Raw genomic sequence first — 20,072 nt, 5'->3', positions numbered from 1 at the left:
TGGCGGGAAAAAGGGGACCTGCGTCGTGGACAAGTATATCCCCATGCGCAGCATACCGATCGCCATCCTCCCGCGTGGTCTGCAGTACAGCATGAAGGATCATACGCAGACGAGCATCTGCTCATGCGTGCAGACGAAATCATCCGGGCCAAGTATCCCAAAACGAGGAGTTTTTGGCGGGACCTGAACCATGAGCGTATAATGAAAACAGATGGTTGAATAATGGGGGCATCAACATGGGGAACGCAAAGCCGAAAATTTTAATTTTGTACGCCAGCTATGGCAACGGACATTATCAGGCTTCACGTGCAATTGAGGCTGCGCTCCGCAAGCGGGGCAGCTGCGAAGTTGTTCTGCTCGATCTGATGGCCGAGGCTCATCCAATGCTGAATGAGTTGACCAAATTCGTATATATGCAGAGCTTTAAAACGATCCCGCAAATTTACGGCTGGGTGTACAACCTGACCAAGGATATGCAGGCCAGATCTCCGTTCGGCAGCGTCCTGCATTCCTTCGGCATGCGCAAGCTGCAGGAGACGTTGGCGCATGTGCAGCCGGATCTGGTGATTCACACCTTCCCGCAGCTGGCCCTGCCTGCATTGCGGCGCCGGACGGGCATGAATCTGCCGATCGTCAATGTGCTTACAGACTTTGATCTGCACGGACGCTGGTTGCATCCGGATATCGACCGCTACTATGTTCCAACTGAGGATATGAAGCTTGAAGCCAAAGCGCGAGGTGTGCATCCGGACCGCGTCGTTGCGAGCGGGATACCGATTCATCCTTCATTCAGTACAGCTGCAGACGAGTCCCTGTGGCTGGACAACAGCGAATTAGCGGCTTCGGGCAAGCGTACCGTGCTCCTGATGGCCGGAGCCTTCGGCGTACTGTCAGGCATTCGTGACATCTGCCACGGCCTCATGCTTCTCCCGGATGTGCGCGTACTGATCGTGTGCGGCCGGAACGAAGCGCTGAAGTCCGAGCTGGACCAGGAATTTGCCGAGCAGCCGGATATTCATACCTTCGGCTACGTGGATCACATCCCCTCTCTGATGAAAGCAAGCGATATGGTCATCACCAAGCCCGGCGGCATCACCCTGGCGGAAAGCATCGCCTCCGGACTGCCGATTCTGATTTATCGCCCCGTTCCGGGCCAAGAACTGAATAACGCCCTCTATCTGCAAGGAAAAGGTGCGGCCCTGCTGTCCCGCCATGCGGAGGAGCTGATCGGACAGGTCAATGGGCTGCTTACGCATCCTGTGCAGGCAGAGCGAATGAAACAGGCAGTCAGTCGTCTTTGCAAGCCCCGTGCGGCGGAAACCATCGCCGATGATATCATGAGCAAATGGTTTGCTCCCGTCACCGCCTCCGTCTGAGTTGTGCATAATTTATTTTTCCGGCGGGTATTTTAACCAGGAGGACGCGTGACGGAAGGAGACATTATGAGTTCTGACGATAAAGATATGCTCCCGCTTTCGGGAGAAAATGTAGAAATTGACGGTGTGTATGAGGATGAAGACGGCCATGCGCAGCATCTGAAGCGGGGACAGCATTTTCCGGCAGATCTGGTGCTGGGAAAAAGCGAATGGAAGCTGACCGAGTATGCCTTCGACAACCACCATGAAGGAAAGACGGATGAGCGGCTTGTTCCCAAGGAAAACGACACGGACAAGCTGGGGAAAATTACGCATCCGCGGAAGGAAAAGAAGAGCGGCCATCCTGGACACCCTTGACGTCTCCCATATCATCGCTTCCGAATGTTATTGTTATCACTACAATTCGGAAGGAAAATTTATTGAAAAGAATAAATTTTATATGGTAACATAAGAATAGAAAAAGGACCGGTTGCAGCCGGTCCCCGTACAACACCGCTAAAAGAGCGGTCGGCTGTCGGAATTCAGTGCTGGAAATAGACCGATTCCTTGCTCGGGCGGTCTATTTCTTAAGGTAAGATAGCCTCACCTCCCTTCCGGGAGATTAGCCGACCGCCCTTGTTAGCCGTTAAGTTGTACTAGCTGATTATACCAAAAAAGCCCCGATGTTGGGGCTTTTTTTTCTTGAAAATGTAGTACTAATTCACTACAGCTTGCCGCCTAACGGATCAAACCTTTCTCAAGCTGGTTGTTCACGACCGAGAATACAGCTTTGTCCGTCGTATCGTAAGGACTGTTCTGATAGTTCAGTTTATATAATTTGCCGGTTTTCAGAGTCTGCGGGTCCAATACATATACGTTAGAGCCAAGAACCAATTGGAGCTTGCCTTCTTCTGTTTGCTCCATGCTCACAGCATCAGAAGGAACAGAGGTAAACGTGCGTTCCACCATCTTGTTGAACACATTGTAAAGTTCGATTTTACCATTGGCATAGACCGCATAGCTTCCAGCACCGGCCGGTTCAATCAAGGCGCCTTCAGGAACAAGGCGTTCCCACTTTTTCTCCCCATCCTCATCAAATCCGATCAGGATGCTTCCTTGTGTATCGCTCGCAGCCTGAATGAGCAGCGTATCATCGTCCAGAACAATCACCGGATTTCCAGCTCCGGAAATTTTGGTGGTGGTAGGGAAAGTATAAGAATCCAATAAGACCAGGGAATCGTCCAATATATTAATCCCCGGATGATCTGTATTCTGCCACTGTTCACCGGCCTTAACCTTGCGGTCCGTATTCATCACGACCCTGCCGTTCCCGGCAGAAATTACTGTGCCATTAAATATACTCTGGTTAATAAACTTGCCTGTATCAGAATATTGGGTAAATGTAGTGGATACCGATCCGTCCCAGGAAGGCTCGCTTTCCTTATAGACAAGCAGCTTGCTGCTGCTTACAAGGCTGACTTTACTGCCGCTGGCGATTTCCTGAGCCCATAGCTCCTTTCCTTGCGACGATACGGCGTGAATACGGGCCGTTCCATCCGTGTATTGGGCATAGATATAGATCTCTCCGGACTCCGTGTACATCAGCTGGGTATTTGCAGCGTAAGGCTTGCCTTCCTTATGCAGCTCATACTGCCATTTCAGCTCACCCGTCTGATCATTATAAGCCTGCAAAATATCCAAATAACCCGTGATGTCCTGCTCCGCACGCACAGCCTGGCGGGTATAGATATATACGAGCCCCTGATCAGGCACGGCATGCACGCTCCGTTCCACGGCCTGCTCTGTGCTGTTCTGTCCACCGGCAGCCGGTAAAACAGGAGCAACCCAAAAGGCCGGCTGTGTCAGCTTCACGGCCGTTTCTTCCACCTGCGCGGCAGAGCTTATTCCAGGCTGAGCCCCCGTCAACAGCACCGCAGTCAATGCGGCACCTGCCCACAACTTCCAATTTTTCGTAATCACTATCATCTTACCTCCTGCTTCTTAACCCTGCTCAACGCACAAAACCGCCAGAACGCATATCCAGGCGGCATGTACGCAACATAGTTATGATTCTATATCTATTTTAACAGCTGGCATATTATTCTGCAAAAGTCACTTAGCATATTTTGCAAAGGCCGTGTTTTGTGTACAATAAAATGCAGTACGCCGAAGAGAATCGGCAGTGGGAGAGGAGACAATTTCATAAATGAGTGGCAAAGGCTTTATACAGGAATTCAAAGAGTTTGCAATGCGCGGCAATGTGATCGATTTGGCGGTCGGCGTCATCATCGGGGCCGCGTTCAATAAAATTGTGACCTCTGTCGTTAATGACATCGTTATGCCGCCAGTCGGAAAACTCTTCGGAGATGCCGATTTCTCCGACCTTTACTTTTCGCTGGACCCGGACAAGACTACCGGTGCGGCGGGCAACCAGCTCCCCCTTGCTCAAGCCCAGGAAGCAGGCGCGGTCGTCATTGCCTACGGACAGTTCATTAATGTAGTGCTCGACTTTTTGATTGTGGCATTCTGCGTTTTTCTGCTCGTGAAAGGGATCAACATGTTGAGACGCAAACAGGAGAAGGCCGAGAAAGCAGAAGAAGAGAGAACAACAAAGGAATGCCCTTTCTGCCTTTCGGAAGTGCCTATAAAGGCAATACGCTGCTCACACTGCACCTCCATGCTGGAGGAAGCGGGCCAGAAAGCTTGATGAACTGTTACAAGACGGGCATCTATTTTCAAAAAGGAAACATCCGCCGGTGCAACCCCCGGCGGATGTTTTATTTAGCGAGTAATTAAGGTTATTAACTCAACTTTCGCAGCAAGAAATCAGCAAACAGGCCCTGATATAACGAGGTAAAACGGAGATCTACTGCTGGGATTGACGCTGAATCAAAGTATTACAGCTTTTTGCAAGCTTTCTTGCAAGAAGGGGATTCGTCCCCCCTCAAAGTCTAGTAGCTAGAGAGATGCGTGTCTATAGGGTGGTGTGTGGTGTGTGTGGTGTGTGTGGTGTGTGTGGTGTGTGTGGTGTGTGTGGTGTGTGTGGTGTGTGTGGTGTGTGTGGTGTCTGGTGTGTGGTGTCTGGTGTGTGGTGTGTGGTGTCCACTGCCTGGTGCTTAATACCTAATGCCTTTCCATACAGCTTTGCACGATTATCCCTTTGGATCAGAATGCGGGGGTTGAAGGTTGGGGGGCCTAGGGGAAGGAATAACGAGAAAAGAGAAAAGAAAAAAAGAGGCAGCTCAAGTGAAGCTCAACTGGGATGTTCAGCTTGAAATAAGAACATATGTTTTGTATAATGAAAAAAAGAACTTATGTTCGTGGATTACGGATTCGGAGGCGAGCAGACATGGAAGTCCAAGCGGAAACGGAACATCAACCCTTTAGCCGTCGTTATCACAACGAGCAGGCCTGCATGGAGGCATTGATCACGATGAAGTGGCCGAACGGCTTCGTCTGCCCGCGTTGCGCCCATACCCGCTGCAGTCGTCTGACTTCCCGACGTGTCCCTTTGTTCGAGTGCGCCAGGTGTGCGCATCAAACGTCGGCTTTGGTGGGCACGATGTTTGAACGAACGCATCTCCCCCTGACCAAGTGGTTCCAGGCGCTGGAGTTGTTCCTGCTCCCCGACGGCATCTCGGCGATGCGGCTGAGCCAGGTGATCCAGGTCACCTACAAAACTGCCTGGGTAATGCTGCAAAAAATCCGCCATGCCCTCGGGGAGTTCAATTCCCGGGAGCTGCTCTGCGGAGACGTGAAGGTGAACAGCGATCTGTATGGGTGTAATCCGTCCCGGCCTCAGTTTCCTCATCCGCATGCTTCGGCGGTCGTAGCCGGGTGCACGGTCACGGAGTCGGGCGAGCCGGAGCAGGTCAAAATCCGCCTGGTGCCGCAGATGAGGGGAGATGGGCACGGAGCGAATCGTCACGAACTCGCTGTGTTCATCAACGAACAGGTAGATGTTCGTGCATCGGCGGTACAATCGTTCCCTCAAGCCTATCGGCTATATAGACCCTTGCGGAAAGTGGTGAGAGAGGCGTGGACATCGCTGAAAAGTACGTATGTAGCCTTGGGTCCGAAGCATCTGCAGGCGTATCTCAACGAGTACACCGGACGCCGCCGACTGCGCCTGTCCGAAGCGGAAGGAACAATGTGGAAGAAGTTACTATACATCGGTGTGGCGATTCCGGCGATTACCTACCGTCGGCTGATCGCGCGCCAACCGGATCAGCCTCTTGCGGCTGCGTCCTGATCACGATACATTTGAAGGGCTACGTGCAATCACCTCAAAAAAGGTAAAGTGTTTGAACGAGGAAAGGTGAGCGTAACAACAGGCATTTTTGTGCCTCGTTTGATCCGTTATTTACTTTAACGTGCCTAAAGTATATTTTCGGTTCCCGGATTTCTGTTTTCCTGTACCTGATCCAACGGGATAATCGTGCAAGGCTCCTGAAAAGCGAGTATCACATGTCTTGCCACGATCGGCTCGCGGCTTGATTGTCCAGCACTGGAAGGGAATTCGAATTCCTCAGAACCCAGTAGCTATAGCTACAAAGGTTTAACTGGATTTGGGCCCTGCGAAAGTTGTGTTATTAATGCCGTGGCAGCAGGTTTTCCAGCAGTGTGCGCAAATGGCGGTCCTCCCGGTACACCTCTTCCCCCGTATCCAGCTCCGTAATCCGGATATACCGGTAATCGGCTCCGCCATCCGCCGGCCTGAACACAAGCTCATCCGCAGAGTCCTGGCGAACCTCGTAGCCCATATGGCCGAGCATGGCAATAATCTGCTGCACGCTTGGCTGGCTGCCTTGCTCTACCAGAATCAATCCGCGCAGCTCCTTCGTCTCCTGCTCATGCACAACACGAAAATGAACGATACACTCCATTCTGCCCAGCCCCTTTATCCACGTTATTGCCCTGATTATTACCAGTTTACCCTACCCGATTCGGAATATTACGCCTCCGTCTACCAGGCTCTGCTGAAGCTGGAGCGTTGAAGACGGGGGAACGCCGGAATGTCAGACGCTGCGCGGTCCGCCGGAAACATATTTGCCGATGATGTTCTCGTACCGCCACCCATAACGGACGGACAGCTCAGCACCCATGTCGTTTTCCATTTCGTAGAGAACGATATCCTGGGCAAATTGATTCAGCAGCAGCTCTGTCATGACAGGATGCTCCGTGACAACAGCCTGCGCAGCTCCAATGTCTCCCCTCATGCCGAGCATGCACCAGCGGCGGTCAACGACAAACGAAAATTTGCGGCCCCCCGGTATTGGCTCCGTTTCGAAGGCGCTGCGCGGTAGCCATTGACCGAGCGCCGCTTCGCCGCTGTCACAGGCCCAGAGCACCTTGACTCCACGCTGCTCCGCCTGTTCCAGCATGTCGAGCACCAGCGCCACTTCTTCGCGCCTTACATCCACGACGATTTCATGTCTCGCCCCGCCGAGCTCACGCGCAAGGCTGGTCATCACATCCCTGTCCCCTTCCAGGTTATGGAACGGAGCCTGCTCACGCTCTTGCCGCGGCATCTTTCGTTCCACCGTCTGCAGCGATTCCTGCAGCCGGCCGGAAATGATGCGTGTCAACTCTTCCACCGGCAGCATGCTGTACCGGGCAGGCTCCCCTTCACCGACACGCAGGAAGCCCTGGCCTGCCAGCCTCTGCAGTGCCGCATATACATTGGAGCGGGAGGCTCCTGTCCTCTTGGATACCTCGTAGCCTGAAGCCGCTCCACCCTGTGCCAGCTCAACCATCACCTTGGCTTCCAGATCCGTAAAGCCGAGATTTTTCAAATGATGCAGCAATTGTTCCATACTTTCCGTCCCCCCATGCTGTCGAGAACCTGCCAGCTAGCATAGGGCTGCCGGCGCGGCTGCATTAAATCTGTTCCGCTCCGCATCGCGGACACCATTTGGAACCTTTCGGCAGCTCGGCCGTACAGATTTGGCATTTCACCAATCCCCTTGCCGAGTGAGTCTCCACAGACTCCTGTTCCTCATTTTGATTGTTGGATTTCCAGTAGCGGATACGCTCATCCAGCTCCTGCTGACGTTCATGCTCCTGTTCCTCGTGGCGGCGGCGCTCCCATTCCGCATCAAATTCCGCTTTTTCCTCCGGAGTGAAATCCGATTGCGTAAGATCATCCCCATCCAGCTCAGGCGTCTCGAACGGCTTCTTCTCCAATGGGTGCTCTGCCTCATGATCCGCATAACTGAAAATAGCGCTGTCCTTGAACTGGGGAGCCTGCTCACGCGCGGCGGCCGCTTGATGCGACGCGTTCTCGTCCACGAGCTTGCGTCCGCATTTCGGACAGAAGTTGGCATCCCGCGGCACAGAAGCGCCGCATTCGCACAGACGTTCATTTTTAAGCTCCGCGATGCGGCTGCGAATGCTGTCGATTTCTTCCTGCAGCTCATCACAGGTTCTCGACAGCTGGGTCATTTCGGTTTCAGCAACCGACATATCCCTGAGACGGTAGCCCTCGTAGAATACTTGGCCCATTTTCAAAAAATGTACATCCATTTCCTGCTGTATCGTGGCGATTTGTGAGTTCATTTTTTGGATTTCCACAGCATGCTGGGCTTTTTCAGTGGCTTTGTTGGCGCCGTCTTTAATCTTTTGCAACAGATTCATACAAATCCTCCTATCAGCTAATGGGGTGGTCGACAGACAGCTGCCGCAGCCTGATCTTAATTCCCATAAACAGCTAAATTTCTTTAGTTAAAATTATAGATTTTATAAATTTCTATAATCTACTATAATAGATAACTTTGCTGCTGGAAACTTCTTTGTGCCCAATAATGTCTCTTCCATGTCGGAAAAGAGTGAAGAAGCCTGTCGGGACAGGTCGATCTCCGGTATAATAGAGTTCTAAAAAAATGACTTCAAGGCAATCATGTCTATCATAACAAAAACGGATATCGACGTACATTCACAGAGATATTAGAATGAGTGAGGTTTCACCGTATGGATTCAAATACCAGTTTCTACCCCCGTCCTCTCGGGGTTTCATATCATCTGCCCCTCCCTGAGGCAGGGCTTGCTTCGACGGATACAAGCCTTCAGCTTGTCGGAGAGCATGAACCGGACGCCTTCTATTTCCGCTCCCTTGAACAGGCAGGCATTCTGCTGAACAGGCCGCAGCTTGAAGCCGTCCGTTACGGCCAGGGCCCGCTGCTGACCCTGGCCGGGGCCGGCTGTGGAAAGACGACCGTGCTGGCCGCCCGCGCCGGTTATCTGATGGCGGTACGCAACGTATCGCCTTCGTCCATTCTGCTGGTGACGTTCACCAGCAAAGCCGCTGCCGAGATGAAGGAACGGATCGCGGCCCTTCCCGGCATACGGCCGGCTGCAGCACGGGCGGTGCAGGCGCGCACCTTCCATTCCTTTGCCCTCGCCCTGCTCCGCCATCAAGGAGTGACGGAGGACATCTTCGGGGAGACCCAGGCCCAGCATACTGTCATGAAAATGCTGCTGCGCCAGCTTCGCCTCAGTGAGGCTTATCAGCCGGAAACCCTGCTGTCCGCATTATCGGCATGGAAAGCGGAAGGGCGCTCCGCCCTTGAGCTGCCAGAGAACAATCAGGAGGAAAGGGACGCGAAACAGGCTCTGCTTGCTTATGAGGACTGGAAGAAGGAACGTCAGAAGATGGATTTTGACGACATTATGCTGCGTGCATCCAGACTGCTGCACGATCCTGCGGTGCTTGTTCCGCTGCAGAAGCGGTTTGCCTATATTATGGTGGATGAGTTCCAGGACACCAATACGCTGCAATACGAGATGGTACGCAGGCTGGCCGCCAAGCACCGCAATCTGATGGTGGTGGGTGATGACGACCAGACGATCTACACGTTTAACGGGGCTCGCCAGGAATCCATACTGCAGTTTGACAAGGTCTATAAGGACGCCAAAGTCATTACGCTGAACATCAATTACCGCAGTGACGCAAGAATTCTGGGCCTCGGTTCCAGCATCGTGGCCAAAAACCGCAAGCGTCGTGCCAAGAGGCTTGTCTCCGCCGGCAGGCAAGGACTGGAGCCGCAATTCTTTACTCCGTCCAACCCGGAAGAAGAGGCCATTCACGTCGTGTCCCATCTGCTGCACCAGGTGGAGGAAGGAACTCTGCGCTACAGCGATATTGCCATTTTGCACCGCACGGCCAGCGGCAGCCGCTCCATCTTCGAGCAGCTGGTGATGCGGGATGTTCCCTTTATCCAGTATGGGGCCGGAACTGTTTTCTACGATCAGTCCCTGATCCGGCCTTTGATGGACCATCTGCGCCTGGCGCTTGACCCCCGCCGCATGGAATGCATACCGAGCACGCTCGGACCGCTTTATGTTCCGCGCGAAACCGGCATGGAGCATATCCAGAAGGAAGAGAAGCAGCAGCCCAAGAAGTACCCGCTGATTCACCTCGCCCGCTGGGAACGGCTGCGCGACTTCCAGCAGGAGCAGGTCAAGGAGCGTATCCGGCTGATCAAAAGCCTGACAGCAATGAAACCGTTGCTGGCGATTCAGGAGATGCGCAGGGTATTTTATGATAAATATTTGGAAAGCGGGGACCCCGGGACCTGGACACACTTTAAAGAAACACTACAGGAAAGCCTTGAGGAGCTGGAGACTGCCGCACGCCGCTTTGATACGGTGGAGGAATTTGTCGCTTTTGCGGACGAGCTGTCCGCACGCCACCGAGATATGGAATCGCTGCGCACTGCGGCCGATGGCGACGCTGTCAGCCTGATGACCATCCACCGGGCCAAAGGGCTGGAGTTCCCCTGCGTCTACCTGATCGGCGCCAGCGAGGGCATTCTTCCCCACAGCACCGCTCTAGGCAAGGAGCCCCCGGAGGATCTGCTGACCTCTGTCACACCCGGCGCCCAGGCCGATCCGGAGCAGCTCCTGGAGGAAGAACGGCGGCTGGCGTATGTGGCAGTTACAAGGGCGAAACAGATGCTGTACATCACATCACCTGCCGCCAATCACGGCAAGCCTGCCGCACTGTCGCGCTTTTTGCTGGAAGCTTATGGCGTGAAGCCATCCGCCCCCTCCGGGGACCCGCATGCCCAGCGCCCCGGTACTCACGCCAGATCCGGCACCCAGGGACGTGATCAGCATAACAAGGCACGAATGATCACCGTCCCGGTGTGGAACTGCTCCTCTTCCGGCTGCAGCGCATGGATCAGAAAGGACATCAAGCATACCGGCTACGGGCGGAAAGAAGTATCAACAGCTGCTGAGACTCCCCCTTTATGCCCATTATGTTCTTCACCCATGCAGGAGGGAACACGCAGCGTGCCGGCACGCTGACCGGTTATGCTCGTGTGCGGAGTCCGCAGAAGAATGCACGTCTGGGCCAAATGAATGAGAAAGAGCGAGTATTGATGGCAAGCGGCCACCGATACTCGCTCTTTTTACATAAATAGCTACATTAAAAATGTGCCGATAACCAGCGAAACGCCGATGATAATCGAGCGAAGCAGTTGGGCCAGGGCCATATTGCCTCCTGCAATTTCTTCGCAAATTTTCGTACGCGGCGTCACCCAGTCGAAAACAATATACACCAGGGACAGGATCACGATGCCAATGACCGACCAGATCAGCATATCCACCCAGGAATGAGTGCTGAAGGACACCATGCCGACAATAATGCACAGGCCCAGCATTTTGCTGCCCATGTAGATGCCTGCCGCTTCATTGCCACGCGCCATTTCCTCGTTATCGTTATAACGGGTGATTTTACTGAATACAAAATAACCGGCAACCAGCACAACAAATAAAAGAACGATGCCGATCCCCAAATTAACCATGGATAATCCGAATTGATTCAAGTGTTCTCCTCCTCCTCTTCATCTGGCTCAACCGCCGCCGCGCAGTAATAGGCCATATCTCCAGTGACCTTCTCCCCGATCCTTGGCAGCACCCCCGCAAATCTGCCTCCTGCAACAAAAATGCCTGTCAGAAGATGTCCCTTGTAAAGCCCTTCCTCCGTAGCGGCTGCGGCTTCCTGCATCGGCCAAAAGCGCTGATAAATCTTGGGCTGTTCATTGTAATAAGCTGCTGTTGCAGCCGCTTCAGCCACCTCTTCAGCTGTTAAAGCCTTCTTTTCAACCGGGGAACGTTCCTCCGCAGCCGCTTCGCCAGAGGCATTCATCAGCTGTGTTCCCTTGCCTTCCCGTCCCCACATGCCTTTGGCCGCATAGGCGGTTCCGGTCTGCTCAAAAGGCGAGGCATCAAAATAAGTTGGCAGCAGGTATGTACGGATGATTTCCTGCTCCCTGTCATCGAATAGCTGGAACCCGCAAAACTGCAGGGTTTGCTCATTCCGTTCATACAGCGACCAGACCGTGGCCATAAAGCCTTTACTCTGGCTGATCATGTGCTGAGGCGGGTTCATCAGGCCGAGCTTGCCCTGCTCCACCAAACGAATGAGCTCATACCCGACTTCAAGACCGCTTTCCTGCTCCCGGTCATGAATTAAATATTCCAGCGGATACAAACGGTACAGGATGCGGATCGGCTCCTCCCGGTGAAACAGTCCTTCCTCCGGAATGATCTCCAGCTCCTCAAGCGGCGCATAAGCTGCGGCAAAACCAGCCTCCTCGCACATCCTCATCAGATAGTGAGTGTTCATGCGGTCCTCGAGATGCCAGTCATAACATGTAAAGAAGACTTTTCCATCCAGACCTTGTTGCCTGTAAAATCCGATCAGCGCCGACAGCGTCTCTTGCAGCCTTATGTTCATCTCTTGAGAGGGGGCTGTCAAACCCGGAACTGCTGCCAATCGCGCCAGTTCACCTTCGAGATAAGCCGCCTCCGGAATACCTGTCGGGGTATCCGTATTGTTTTCGATACATTTCATGCCCTGCTCGCCAATAATCCAATCCTGGCGGGTAATGCCGCCACAGGGAACAGGCATGCGCGCCGCGCGCAGCAGACCGGGATGCATGCCCAGGGGGTCGGTCAGATAACTGTCCGGCATATACTCCTGCACAAATGCCAGCACTTTACGATAAATGGCATCAACCGCTTCCGATGCATAGATTAGCTCATCCATTTCCCTGCGCCCGTACACAGTTAATGCGGGCAGGCAATACTGCTTGCCATACATCCGGTGATAAGGAATTTGTCCGGCAATCCTGCCGGTAAACAAGTCATCATGCCGGATGGACAGCTGTAAAATCCGGCGCATTCCTCAACCTCCCGAAAAAAAGCCGCTGACAGCGCCGCCGCTGCCGAAGCCGCTGTGTGACGAGCCTGATTTGTAGGAGGAGCCGCTTTTTGGGGAGCCTCCATAGTAGGAGCCACCATAATACGAACCGCCATTTGAATTGGAATTACAGGCGTTCGAATTATAATGATCCGGGTCATTGCAGTCATCATCATTACCGCAGCCTGTCAGTGCAGCCGGGACGACCAGCATCAGGGCGAAGGCCGCCATTTTCACCCTGGAGCCCGGCTTGGCAGCGTGGCCTTCGTCCCTATTGGTTGTCAGGCTTTCGGCCCGGACGAAAGGCAGCCCGCTCGCACCTGCGCCGGGGTCTGACTGCACCTCCATCTTGAACTCCTCACGCATCATAGATCGACCTCCTCCAGGAAGAAATGCACGCTGTTGCGCCCAGTATCCAGCACGGAAAATAAATATTGATAAGTTCTGCCGTCCAGCACGGTATAGTGGTCCAGCAGTCGCTGCGCCAGCTCCAGCGTGAATACCGAAGCTTCATTTCGCTCCATAGGATGGAAGCCGTGTCCGTTCCATAACCAGTATGTGGGCTTTACTATCGACGATACGGATCGTTCTCCGGATACGACATCTGTAATCGCTGAAGCATATGGCTCAGACACCTGCTCCTTAAACGGCGTCACATAGATGGAATGAGCCAGGTTGTCTTCATTTTCATGAGAGGTATGTCCCCACAAGCGCCCGTTCAGGTATGTTGCATCCACAAGCTTTCTTAAGAAAAGCTCATCGCCTGATACGGATTCATGCGCCAAACTGCGGACCTCCCTCTTTTTTTCCTCAGACCATTCCCGGTACATAAGTGAATAATAAATAGCTGTTCCCTTCCTTTCTTCATTTGCAGTGTCTGCTTGCTTCGTCACAGACCGATACAGACGCGCGCATCAGCAACTGTTGATTATGGCATTATTTACAACTATACGCGATTTGCTGCCCCGCAGGTTCATTCTGGAAAAAAATTGCGCAAAAAAACCGCCTTCAGCCGAAGACGGTTCTTGAAACGGGCGGACAGGCAGCATCAATCCGTACCATTACAGCTTGATATTGACCTCATCAAAGTACTCTTCCAGGGTCAGTTGCTTGCTTGCCGCATCCTTCGCCAGATCGATGCCGATGTAACGGATGTGCCACGGTTCATATATGTAACCGGTGATATCTTGCTTCCCTTTCGGATAACGAATGACAAAGCCGTATTCCGGAGCATGCTTTGCCAGCCATTTGCCTTCCTTGGAGCTGCCGAAGGACTGCTCCAAGGCGTTGCCTACACTCGGGCTGGAAACGTCGATGGCAAGGCCTGTCTGATGCTCGCTCATGCCGGGAACGGCACTGACTTTTGACGCATACTCCAAACCCTTGGTTTTTACATTGTTATTGTAGATCGTTTTCTGCCGCGCATAGGAACGATAGCCGGACACCGCGCGCAGCTTGATGCCGTCCTGCTTCGCAGCCGCGAACAGCTGTTTCAGCGCCCCTGCCGCTTTCTTGCGCATATGCCGCTTTTCATGCGGGCCGTCGAAGGAAAACGGAACATCCGGCACCACCAGATCGGAAGGCTCATACCCTTTGGGCAGGCTGCGCTGTTTATTGACGATCACCGTCTGGGCGGTGGCATTGGTAACGACCGCGACTCCATTCACTTTTTTGGCGGTCGTCTGCAGCGAGCTTGCAGCCCGCTCCGCCAGAACCGGATCGGCGGTTTCCGCACCCTGCTTGTTGTCATCAGCATCCTTACTGCTGTCATCGGCACCGGCCTTCCCTTCACCAACAGTGTTCGGGGCCGACTGGTCCGTATCTGCTTCCTTCTCCCCGGCGGATGTGTCCGGCTGTGCAGGCTTCACAGTCTGGCCGTCAGCGGCCGGGGGATTAGCTTGCGGGCTGTCCTGAGCTCCCACGCCGCCCGTTCCGCAGCCTGCCAGCAGCAGGCCCGGCAGCAGCAGCGCCGGAAACAGCAGCTTTGTTCCATATAATAGGGTTTCTTTATTTCGTTTCATAGCGTTTCTCCGTTCCTTATCATGTAAATTAGACAACCAGCTTCCATTTTACACGAAAAGGGCGACAGGATGAAACACTCATGAAGGCTCTTCACGCACATCTCCGCTTCACTGCTCAGGTATACGGCCTTATACGGCGTTATTCGTTGTTTTTAGACAAATACACCTCTCTGGCGCGGGCGGCAGCCTTCTCCCGGATCAGCTCCAGCGCCTGTGCAGCGCGTGGCAAACCGGGCAGCAGCTTCGCCGCATCAGGCCCGCCGCCGCCTGCTCCAAGCTCCTGCGGCAGTTTGACCTCAAACGAATGGAAGCCCGGCCCGGGCCTGTGCAGCGTGCCCTCCGCGGCCGCCCCGGCGATCCATTCGTTGATGGCCGCGCCACCACGTGAGCTGGTGCTACGAGCGCCGGCTCCCGCTGTGGCCGCAGCGGAGGAGGCCCCCTCCGGCTCCTGCGGCCATGCAGCGAAGACCCCGCGCAACAGCTCTTCCCGCGGCAGGCCCGCCAGCTCCAGCCGCTGCAGCGGCGAAGCGGCCAGCGTCTGCGCCACGGCGGCCGCGTGCCGGCAGGCCGCGTCTCCGCAGGAGCATGTCTCAGCCTTCACAGGCGGCAGACCGTGCGCGGCCAGCAAGGGACTGTCCTCGCCCTGGAGCAGCTTGTACAGCTCCAGCGGACAGTCCCTGAGCTCTGCCAGCAGCTCTTCCTTCCGCTCCGCTGTAAGGAGCGAAGCGGTCCCGGCAACCCGGCATGCGGCTGATGCAGCCGAATCCGGGCCATTGCCGCCCGCAGGCATGACCTCCGCTTCCCAGTGCCCTGCGGATATTTGCAGCTTGACTTGCATAACGCGCCCCCTTATACCCAGATGTCGTTTTGCAGGGAAATCAGTCCGCGCAGCTCTTCGTCCGACATTTCCGTCAGCCAGTTCTCGCCGGAGCCGACAACCTGCTCGGAGAGCGCCTTTTTGCTCTCTATCAATTCATCGATCCGCTCCTCCAGCGTCCCTTGGCAGATCAGCTTGTGCACCTGCACGTTCCGGCTCTGCCCGATGCGGAAGACACGATCTGTAGCCTGGTTTTCCACCGCCGGATTCCACCAGCGGTCATAATGCACCACATGGCTGGCCCGGGTCAGATTCAAGCCCACGCCGCCGGCACGCAGGGACAGCACGAACAAATCGGGACCGTCGCCATTCTGAAAGCGCTGAACCATTTCGTCCCGCTGTGCTTTGGGCAGCCCGCCGTACAGGAAGAACGGCTTTTGTCCACATACACGCTCCAGCCGGGATACGAGCAGCTCCCCCATCCCTACATACTGCGTGAAGATGAGCGCGGCTTCGCCATTCTCCCGGATCGCCTCCACCAGCTCCAGCAGCCGCTGCATTTTGCCGGAGGACTCCGGCTTGGCCAGATCGTTCCGCCCCGGAGCCAGCAGCGCAGGATGATCGCAAATCTGCTTCAGCTTGGTCAGCGAAGACAGCACAAGACCTTTGCGGGCGATGCCGATCTGTCCGTCAATGCGGCCCATCAGCTGATCCACCACGCCCCGGTACATACCGGCCTGCTCAGGCGTCAGCGCACAGTATGATTTAAGCTCAAGCTTCTCCGGCAGATCCTTGCGGATGTCGGGATCACTCTTGAGCCTGCGCAGCATAAAGGGTGACACCAGCCGGTGCAGCTCACGCACCGCCACCCCTCGCTCCTCCCCGGCCATCGTATAACGATGACGGAAGGATGAAGCAGTCCCGAGATATCCGGGATTCAAAAACTGGAATATCGACCACAGCTCGCTCAGTCTGTTCTCGACAGGTGTGCCCGTCATGGCAATACGGTGCGGGGCGGACAGCTTCATGACGCTCTGTGACTGCTTGGTGCGGGCATTTTTAATATACTGCGCTTCATCAAGCACAATCGACGACCAGGTGATCGACGACAGATCCGGCCCATCCCGGCCTGCCAGATGATAGGTCGTCAGCACAATGTCATGCATTCGCGCCTGCTCCTGAAAATCCGTCCCATGCACCCGCTGCCCTCCGTGATGGATATAGAGCGACAGGTCGGGGGCAAACCGCTGCAGCTCACGATGCCAGTTGCCCAGCAGGGAAGTGGGGCAGACAATCAGGGCGGGCCCGTTCTCTGTGCGGATTTTCCTGTAATCCAGCAGACAGGTAATCACCTGCACGGTTTTGCCAAGCCCCATATCATCCGCAAGGCACACCCCGAAGCCCAGGTCACGCATCGCCGCCAGCCACTGGTAACCCCGTTCCTGGTAAGGACGGAGCTGCCCGTGCAGCTCGGCAGGCACAGGACGCGGTCTGACGGAACGCAGACTCCCGCCCTCGGCAAGCGAGGCCAGCAGGCCGAAAGACTGCGTTCCGTAGATGGACAGCCCTTTCCATACGGCTTCGCCCGCCGTATCCTGCTCTGCTGCCAGGTGCAGCCACTCGGAGAAGGACATCTCGCCCTCCTCCTGTTTCTTCATAAAACGAAGCACCTGCCGGATTTCCTTCGGGTCCACCTCGACCCATTCGCCACGCAGCTTGACATAAGGCAGATTAGCGGCAGCAATAGCCTCAAGCTCCTCCACGGACAGCTTCGCTCCACCCAGGACCGCCTCCGCGTCAAAAGCGACGACCTGGCCCATGCCCAGCGGTGAGGAAGGTCCTTCCGCCTGTCCTGCTTCTCTCATCCGCAGCCTGAGTCCGGCCCGGCGTCGTCCTTCACGGCTCCAGCGTGAGGGCATCTGCACGGTAGCCCCGCTTTTTTGCAGCCGCGGAATCACCTCTGCAAGGAAATGGAAGAAATCCTCCGGCTCCAGCAGAAAGCCTTCCGGACGGGATTGCCGCAAGGCCTCCCGAATGTGCGCTGACAGCTCGGATGCCCGGCCCAGCACCATGAGGAGCTGTACATGGACATCACGGTACACGACGTCCCCGCGCATCAGGTCCCGCTCCGGATAGGACCAAATGGCCCCTGCAGGCAGCCGCATGCCCGGCTCAACGTCGCTTTCGATCCAGAAGGACACACGCCATTCCTTCAGCTCCTCCAGCGGGGGCTCCAGCCGCAGACATAACCGCAGACTGCCCTTCTCCGGCTCCTTCTCTTCCCGTTCAATATATGGAATCGCTGCGCCCGGCAGCGAAGAGACCTGTTTCGTCAGGTCTTCCAGCTCAACTGCTGTGCCCTGCACCGGCAGGGGGCGCGAGCCTGTGAGCAGACTGTTCCACCACAGCTCTGCCAGCGGGGATCTGCCACGGCGGTAATCCGCCCGGTATTTGCCGAGCTCCCGCTCTGCCTGAGCGATGGCGGCTGTCGTCTCCGCATGGATCACCGCGGACATAAAGGAATGCAGTACTGTACAGGCAGCCTCCTCGCGCGATCCCGGCTCACTCCCGGCAAAAGCGGCCGGCGCCGCCAGGCCGACGGCCGGCATGGCCATGGCCAGCTCACGGAACCGGGCGATGTTCTCTTCCCCTTTCAACCACGGAAGCCATACCCCCACTGCGGTCTCCTTTCCACCGCGCCGTCTTGCCCCGCTCTGCTGCGGCTCCCTCAAGCCGGGGACGATCTCTCCCCGCTGCATCAGTTCCAGCGCAAACAGCGCTGCTTTCTGCCAATATCTGATCTCCTCGCCTAGACGGACGCCGGCAGCCGCGCAATCCCGCTCGTTCAGCCGCAGCAGCAAGGCAGCCGTCTCTTTCTGGTCAATCGCAAGCCCCTCCAGCATCCGGCCCAGCATGGCCCGCCGCTTGCCTCCATTGACCGGCTCCTGCCGCGATGGGCCGGCCAGGCGCAGCTCCGCCAGCCGAAGGGCAGCCTGACGGAAGGGCTGTGAGCCGTCCTTCAGCTTCATTTTGCGTATAATACTGCTCCATGCGTCTACACGTGGTTCCGACGTTTCACCGGAAAAACAAAAAAACACATCTCCAAGCCAAATTCCATATAGCGGTTGATCCATGTCTGTCTCCCGTCCAGCCTTTCGAATTGTTACCTTCCATCATATACGAAAACCCAATCTTTTCAAAACCCTTTTGTAAAAAGTTAACGTCACGGGACATTATCCCACCTCTGTCCGTCTGCGACAAAAAGCCGCGACCCAAGAGCCGCGGCTTCCTTTATGCTGTGCACCAATTATATTCCAACCATTACTTCGCCTTCAGATTATTCCATGTGTTCTGGAACTCTTCCAGCAGCTGCGCCTTATCCAGCTTGCCCGCAGCGTACGCCTGCATGGAGCTTCCGAATTCCTGGGCCGCCCCTTCAGGATAGTTGCTGAAGTTCCAGTTCATGACCTTGTTTTGCGTGCTGTAGTTCACGACCTCTGCCCCCAAATCGCCCATATCCTCGGGTGACGCTTCAATACTCTTCAGCGCAGGAATAAACTTGAACTCCTTGGTGATATAACGCTTGCCCTCTGCGGACGTGGCCAGCCAATTCAGGAATTCCTTGGCCTCGTCCTTCACCTGCGAATTTTTATTGACAACCCAGTTGTTGGCGACACCGACGAACAATTTGTCGTTACGGGCTGAATCATCATTAATCGGCATCGGCAGAATGCCCAGATTCAGATCGGGGCTGATGCCGTCAATCTGCACCTGCGTCCAGTTGCCCTGCTGCATCATGGCTGCCTGACCGGTGGCAAAGTTCGTTACCTGTGTGTTGTAGTCTGTCGTCAGCGGATTTTCGTTACCGTATTTCAACGTCAGGTCAAACAGCTTGAACCACTCTTCAAAGACGGGATTGCCTGCAAATTGCTGCGAGCCGTCATTCAGGCCGGCAACGAACGCCGCCGGATCGTCCTGGTTGGCAAAGGCTACATTCAGCAAATGGTTGCCGAACACCCACCATTCCTGATACCCGTTGGAGAACGGGGTAATTCCGGCTGCCTGCAGCTTCTGCGCCACAGCCTCCAGCTCCGTCAGCGTCGTCGGTATCTCAGCAATGCCTGCCTTGGCAAACAAATCCTTGTTATAAATAAATCCGTAGCCCTCCAGATTCATCGGCTGTCCATACAGCTTGCCGTCCTTGGTCATCGGTTCCTTGGCGACATCTACGACGTCAGCAACCCACGGCTGGTCGGACAAATCCTCCAGATATTCAAGCCAGGTGTCCAGCTCCCGGTATCCGCCTACGTTAAAAATATCCGGCTGCTCGCCTGCCGCAAATTTGGCCTTCAGGGCTGCGCCGTAATCGCTCCCCCCGCCGACGGTCTGAATGTCCAGCTTGATGCCGGGATGGGACGCTTCATACTCTTCCTTGAGTTTATTCAGCGCTTCGGCAATTTCCACTTTGAACTGGAAAATATGAATTGTTTTTTCTCCGCCCCCGCCGCTTCCACCATCTGTCGCGTTGCCGCCTCCCTGCTGGCCCCCACCGCAGCCAGTCAGCATCAGAGCCATGGCCATAACGAGCATGAACACCATTGTACCGATTTTTTTCATATGCCAAATCCTCCTTGAATGTGTCTTGATGAAAACGCTTGCTTTTTTTATGA

At 55.1% G+C, this 20,072-nt stretch carries 18 protein-coding genes; 6 read left to right on the top strand and 12 right to left on the bottom strand.

The window, feature by feature from the left end; translation table 11 throughout:
* Window positions 1-25: 25 nt before the first annotated feature.
* The 3 genes from ACE5LO_RS18620 to ACE5LO_RS18610 all read left to right on the top strand — a co-directional run bounded on the left by ACE5LO_RS18620 (window position 26) and on the right by ACE5LO_RS18610 (window position 1,733).
* Window positions 26-187 carry a hypothetical protein gene (locus ACE5LO_RS18620; RefSeq protein WP_375521503.1) on the top strand — a complete coding sequence of 54 codons (162 nt, stop codon included), beginning with the start codon at window positions 26-28 and terminating at the stop codon, window positions 185-187.
* A gap of 49 nt (window positions 188-236) precedes the next feature.
* Entirely contained in the window at window positions 237-1,376 is a 1,140-nt protein-coding gene (locus ACE5LO_RS18615; protein ID WP_375521502.1) for an MGDG synthase family glycosyltransferase, read from the top strand.
* 66 nt (window positions 1,377-1,442) lie between these two features.
* Window positions 1,443-1,733 (top strand): transposase, encoded by a 291-nt coding sequence (locus ACE5LO_RS18610; RefSeq protein WP_375521548.1) that lies wholly within the window; start codon window positions 1,443-1,445, stop codon window positions 1,731-1,733.
* Window positions 1,734-2,093: 360 nt separating this feature from the next.
* On the opposite strand, the gene ACE5LO_RS18605 is transcribed toward ACE5LO_RS18610, so the two are convergent.
* The gene (locus ACE5LO_RS18605; protein ID WP_375521501.1) at window positions 2,094-3,335 is read right to left on the bottom strand and encodes an outer membrane protein assembly factor BamB family protein; all 1,242 of its coding nucleotides are present in this window, start codon (window positions 3,333-3,335) and stop codon (window positions 2,094-2,096) included.
* A gap of 226 nt (window positions 3,336-3,561) precedes the next feature.
* Between ACE5LO_RS18605 and mscL the strand changes: the two genes are divergently transcribed.
* Together mscL and ACE5LO_RS18595 are read left to right on the top strand one after the other, a co-directional pair.
* The gene (mscL, locus tag ACE5LO_RS18600; protein ID WP_375521500.1) at window positions 3,562-4,062 is read left to right on the top strand and encodes a large conductance mechanosensitive channel protein MscL; all 501 of its coding nucleotides are present in this window, start codon (window positions 3,562-3,564) and stop codon (window positions 4,060-4,062) included.
* A 642-nt stretch (window positions 4,063-4,704) separates the two neighbouring features.
* A complete protein-coding gene (locus ACE5LO_RS18595) occupies window positions 4,705-5,607 on the top strand; it encodes a transposase (protein WP_375521499.1) in 903 nt (300 codons plus the stop codon).
* 340 nt (window positions 5,608-5,947) lie between these two features.
* On the opposite strand, the gene ACE5LO_RS18590 is transcribed toward ACE5LO_RS18595, so the two are convergent.
* The 3 genes from ACE5LO_RS18590 to ACE5LO_RS18580 form a co-directional block, all read right to left on the bottom strand.
* A complete protein-coding gene (locus tag ACE5LO_RS18590; protein ID WP_375521498.1) occupies window positions 5,948-6,241 on the bottom strand; it encodes a hypothetical protein in 294 nt (97 codons plus the stop codon).
* A gap of 132 nt (window positions 6,242-6,373) precedes the next feature.
* Entirely contained in the window at window positions 6,374-7,171 is a 798-nt protein-coding gene (locus ACE5LO_RS18585; protein WP_375521497.1) for a TrmB family transcriptional regulator, read from the bottom strand.
* Between the two features lie 64 nt (window positions 7,172-7,235).
* Window positions 7,236-7,991, bottom strand: coding sequence for a zinc-ribbon domain-containing protein (locus ACE5LO_RS18580; protein WP_375521496.1), 756 nt, complete (start codon window positions 7,989-7,991; stop codon window positions 7,236-7,238).
* Window positions 7,992-8,324: 333 nt separating this feature from the next.
* Here ACE5LO_RS18580 and ACE5LO_RS18575 point away from each other — a divergent pair, with 333 nt between their 5' ends.
* The gene (locus ACE5LO_RS18575; RefSeq protein ID WP_375521495.1) at window positions 8,325-10,664 is read left to right on the top strand and encodes a UvrD-helicase domain-containing protein; all 2,340 of its coding nucleotides are present in this window, start codon (window positions 8,325-8,327) and stop codon (window positions 10,662-10,664) included.
* 116 nt (window positions 10,665-10,780) lie between these two features.
* Here ACE5LO_RS18575 and ACE5LO_RS18570 read toward each other — a convergent pair whose 3' ends face one another.
* From ACE5LO_RS18570 to ACE5LO_RS18535, 8 genes are all read right to left on the bottom strand, one after another.
* On the bottom strand, window positions 10,781-11,164 hold the full coding sequence (locus ACE5LO_RS18570) for a DUF350 domain-containing protein (RefSeq protein ID WP_375521547.1): 384 nt from the start codon (window positions 11,162-11,164) through the stop codon (window positions 10,781-10,783).
* Between the two features lie 17 nt (window positions 11,165-11,181).
* Window positions 11,182-12,546, bottom strand: coding sequence for a glutathionylspermidine synthase family protein (locus tag ACE5LO_RS18565; RefSeq protein ID WP_375521494.1), 1,365 nt, complete (start codon window positions 12,544-12,546; stop codon window positions 11,182-11,184).
* 3 nt (window positions 12,547-12,549) lie between these two features.
* A complete protein-coding gene (locus tag ACE5LO_RS18560) occupies window positions 12,550-12,933 on the bottom strand; it encodes a hypothetical protein (protein ID WP_375521493.1) in 384 nt (127 codons plus the stop codon).
* The gene (locus ACE5LO_RS18555) at window positions 12,930-13,349 is read right to left on the bottom strand and encodes a hypothetical protein (RefSeq protein ID WP_375521492.1); all 420 of its coding nucleotides are present in this window, start codon (window positions 13,347-13,349) and stop codon (window positions 12,930-12,932) included. The genes ACE5LO_RS18560 and ACE5LO_RS18555 overlap by 4 nt, the downstream gene beginning before the upstream one ends.
* A 276-nt stretch (window positions 13,350-13,625) precedes the next feature.
* Entirely contained in the window at window positions 13,626-14,585 is a 960-nt protein-coding gene (locus ACE5LO_RS18550) for a M15 family metallopeptidase (protein WP_375521491.1), read from the bottom strand.
* 139 nt (window positions 14,586-14,724) lie between these two features.
* The gene (locus ACE5LO_RS18545) at window positions 14,725-15,423 is read right to left on the bottom strand and encodes a phosphoribosylglycinamide synthetase (protein WP_375521490.1); all 699 of its coding nucleotides are present in this window, start codon (window positions 15,421-15,423) and stop codon (window positions 14,725-14,727) included.
* Between the two features lie 11 nt (window positions 15,424-15,434).
* The gene (locus tag ACE5LO_RS18540; RefSeq protein WP_375521489.1) at window positions 15,435-18,536 is read right to left on the bottom strand and encodes a DEAD/DEAH box helicase; all 3,102 of its coding nucleotides are present in this window, start codon (window positions 18,534-18,536) and stop codon (window positions 15,435-15,437) included.
* Window positions 18,537-18,723: 187 nt separating this feature from the next.
* Window positions 18,724-20,019 (bottom strand): ABC transporter substrate-binding protein, encoded by a 1,296-nt coding sequence (locus tag ACE5LO_RS18535; RefSeq protein ID WP_375521488.1) that lies wholly within the window; start codon window positions 20,017-20,019, stop codon window positions 18,724-18,726.
* Window positions 20,020-20,072: the final 53 nt, after the last annotated feature.

Origin of the sequence: Paenibacillus medicaginis, from assembly GCF_042138635.1 — a bacterium.
GTDB lineage: Bacteria > Bacillota > Bacilli > Paenibacillales > Paenibacillaceae > Paenibacillus > Paenibacillus medicaginis.
Note: the sequence above shows the minus strand (reverse complement) of the source record. Positions and strands in the feature narration are given on the sequence as shown.

Bases quoted from the DNA above. Each gene is read 5' to 3' on its own strand.
- ACE5LO_RS18590 (WP_375521498.1), bottom strand. From the start codon at position 6,241: ATGGAGTGTATCGTTCATTTTCGTGTTGTGCATGAGCAGGAGACGAAG.
- ACE5LO_RS18550 (WP_375521491.1), bottom strand. From the start codon at position 14,585: ATGAAACGAAATAAAGAAACCCTATTATATGGAACAAAGCTGCTGTTT.
- ACE5LO_RS18585 (WP_375521497.1), bottom strand. From the start codon at position 7,171: ATGGAACAATTGCTGCATCATTTGAAAAATCTCGGCTTTACGGATCTG.
- ACE5LO_RS18580 (WP_375521496.1), bottom strand. From the start codon at position 7,991: ATGAATCTGTTGCAAAAGATTAAAGACGGCGCCAACAAAGCCACTGAA.
- mscL (WP_375521500.1), top strand. From the start codon at position 3,562: ATGAGTGGCAAAGGCTTTATACAGGAATTCAAAGAGTTTGCAATGCGC.
- ACE5LO_RS18615 (WP_375521502.1), top strand. From the start codon at position 237: ATGGGGAACGCAAAGCCGAAAATTTTAATTTTGTACGCCAGCTATGGC.
- ACE5LO_RS18535 (WP_375521488.1), bottom strand. From the start codon at position 20,019: ATGAAAAAAATCGGTACAATGGTGTTCATGCTCGTTATGGCCATGGCT.
- ACE5LO_RS18595 (WP_375521499.1), top strand. From the start codon at position 4,705: ATGGAAGTCCAAGCGGAAACGGAACATCAACCCTTTAGCCGTCGTTAT.
- ACE5LO_RS18610 (WP_375521548.1), top strand. From the start codon at position 1,443: ATGAGTTCTGACGATAAAGATATGCTCCCGCTTTCGGGAGAAAATGTA.
- ACE5LO_RS18540 (WP_375521489.1), bottom strand. From the start codon at position 18,536: ATGGATCAACCGCTATATGGAATTTGGCTTGGAGATGTGTTTTTTTGT.
- ACE5LO_RS18565 (WP_375521494.1), bottom strand. From the start codon at position 12,546: ATGCGCCGGATTTTACAGCTGTCCATCCGGCATGATGACTTGTTTACC.
- ACE5LO_RS18575 (WP_375521495.1), top strand. From the start codon at position 8,325: ATGGATTCAAATACCAGTTTCTACCCCCGTCCTCTCGGGGTTTCATAT.
- ACE5LO_RS18545 (WP_375521490.1), bottom strand. From the start codon at position 15,423: ATGCAAGTCAAGCTGCAAATATCCGCAGGGCACTGGGAAGCGGAGGTC.
- ACE5LO_RS18570 (WP_375521547.1), bottom strand. From the start codon at position 11,164: ATGGTTAATTTGGGGATCGGCATCGTTCTTTTATTTGTTGTGCTGGTT.
- ACE5LO_RS18560 (WP_375521493.1), bottom strand. From the start codon at position 12,933: ATGATGCGTGAGGAGTTCAAGATGGAGGTGCAGTCAGACCCCGGCGCA.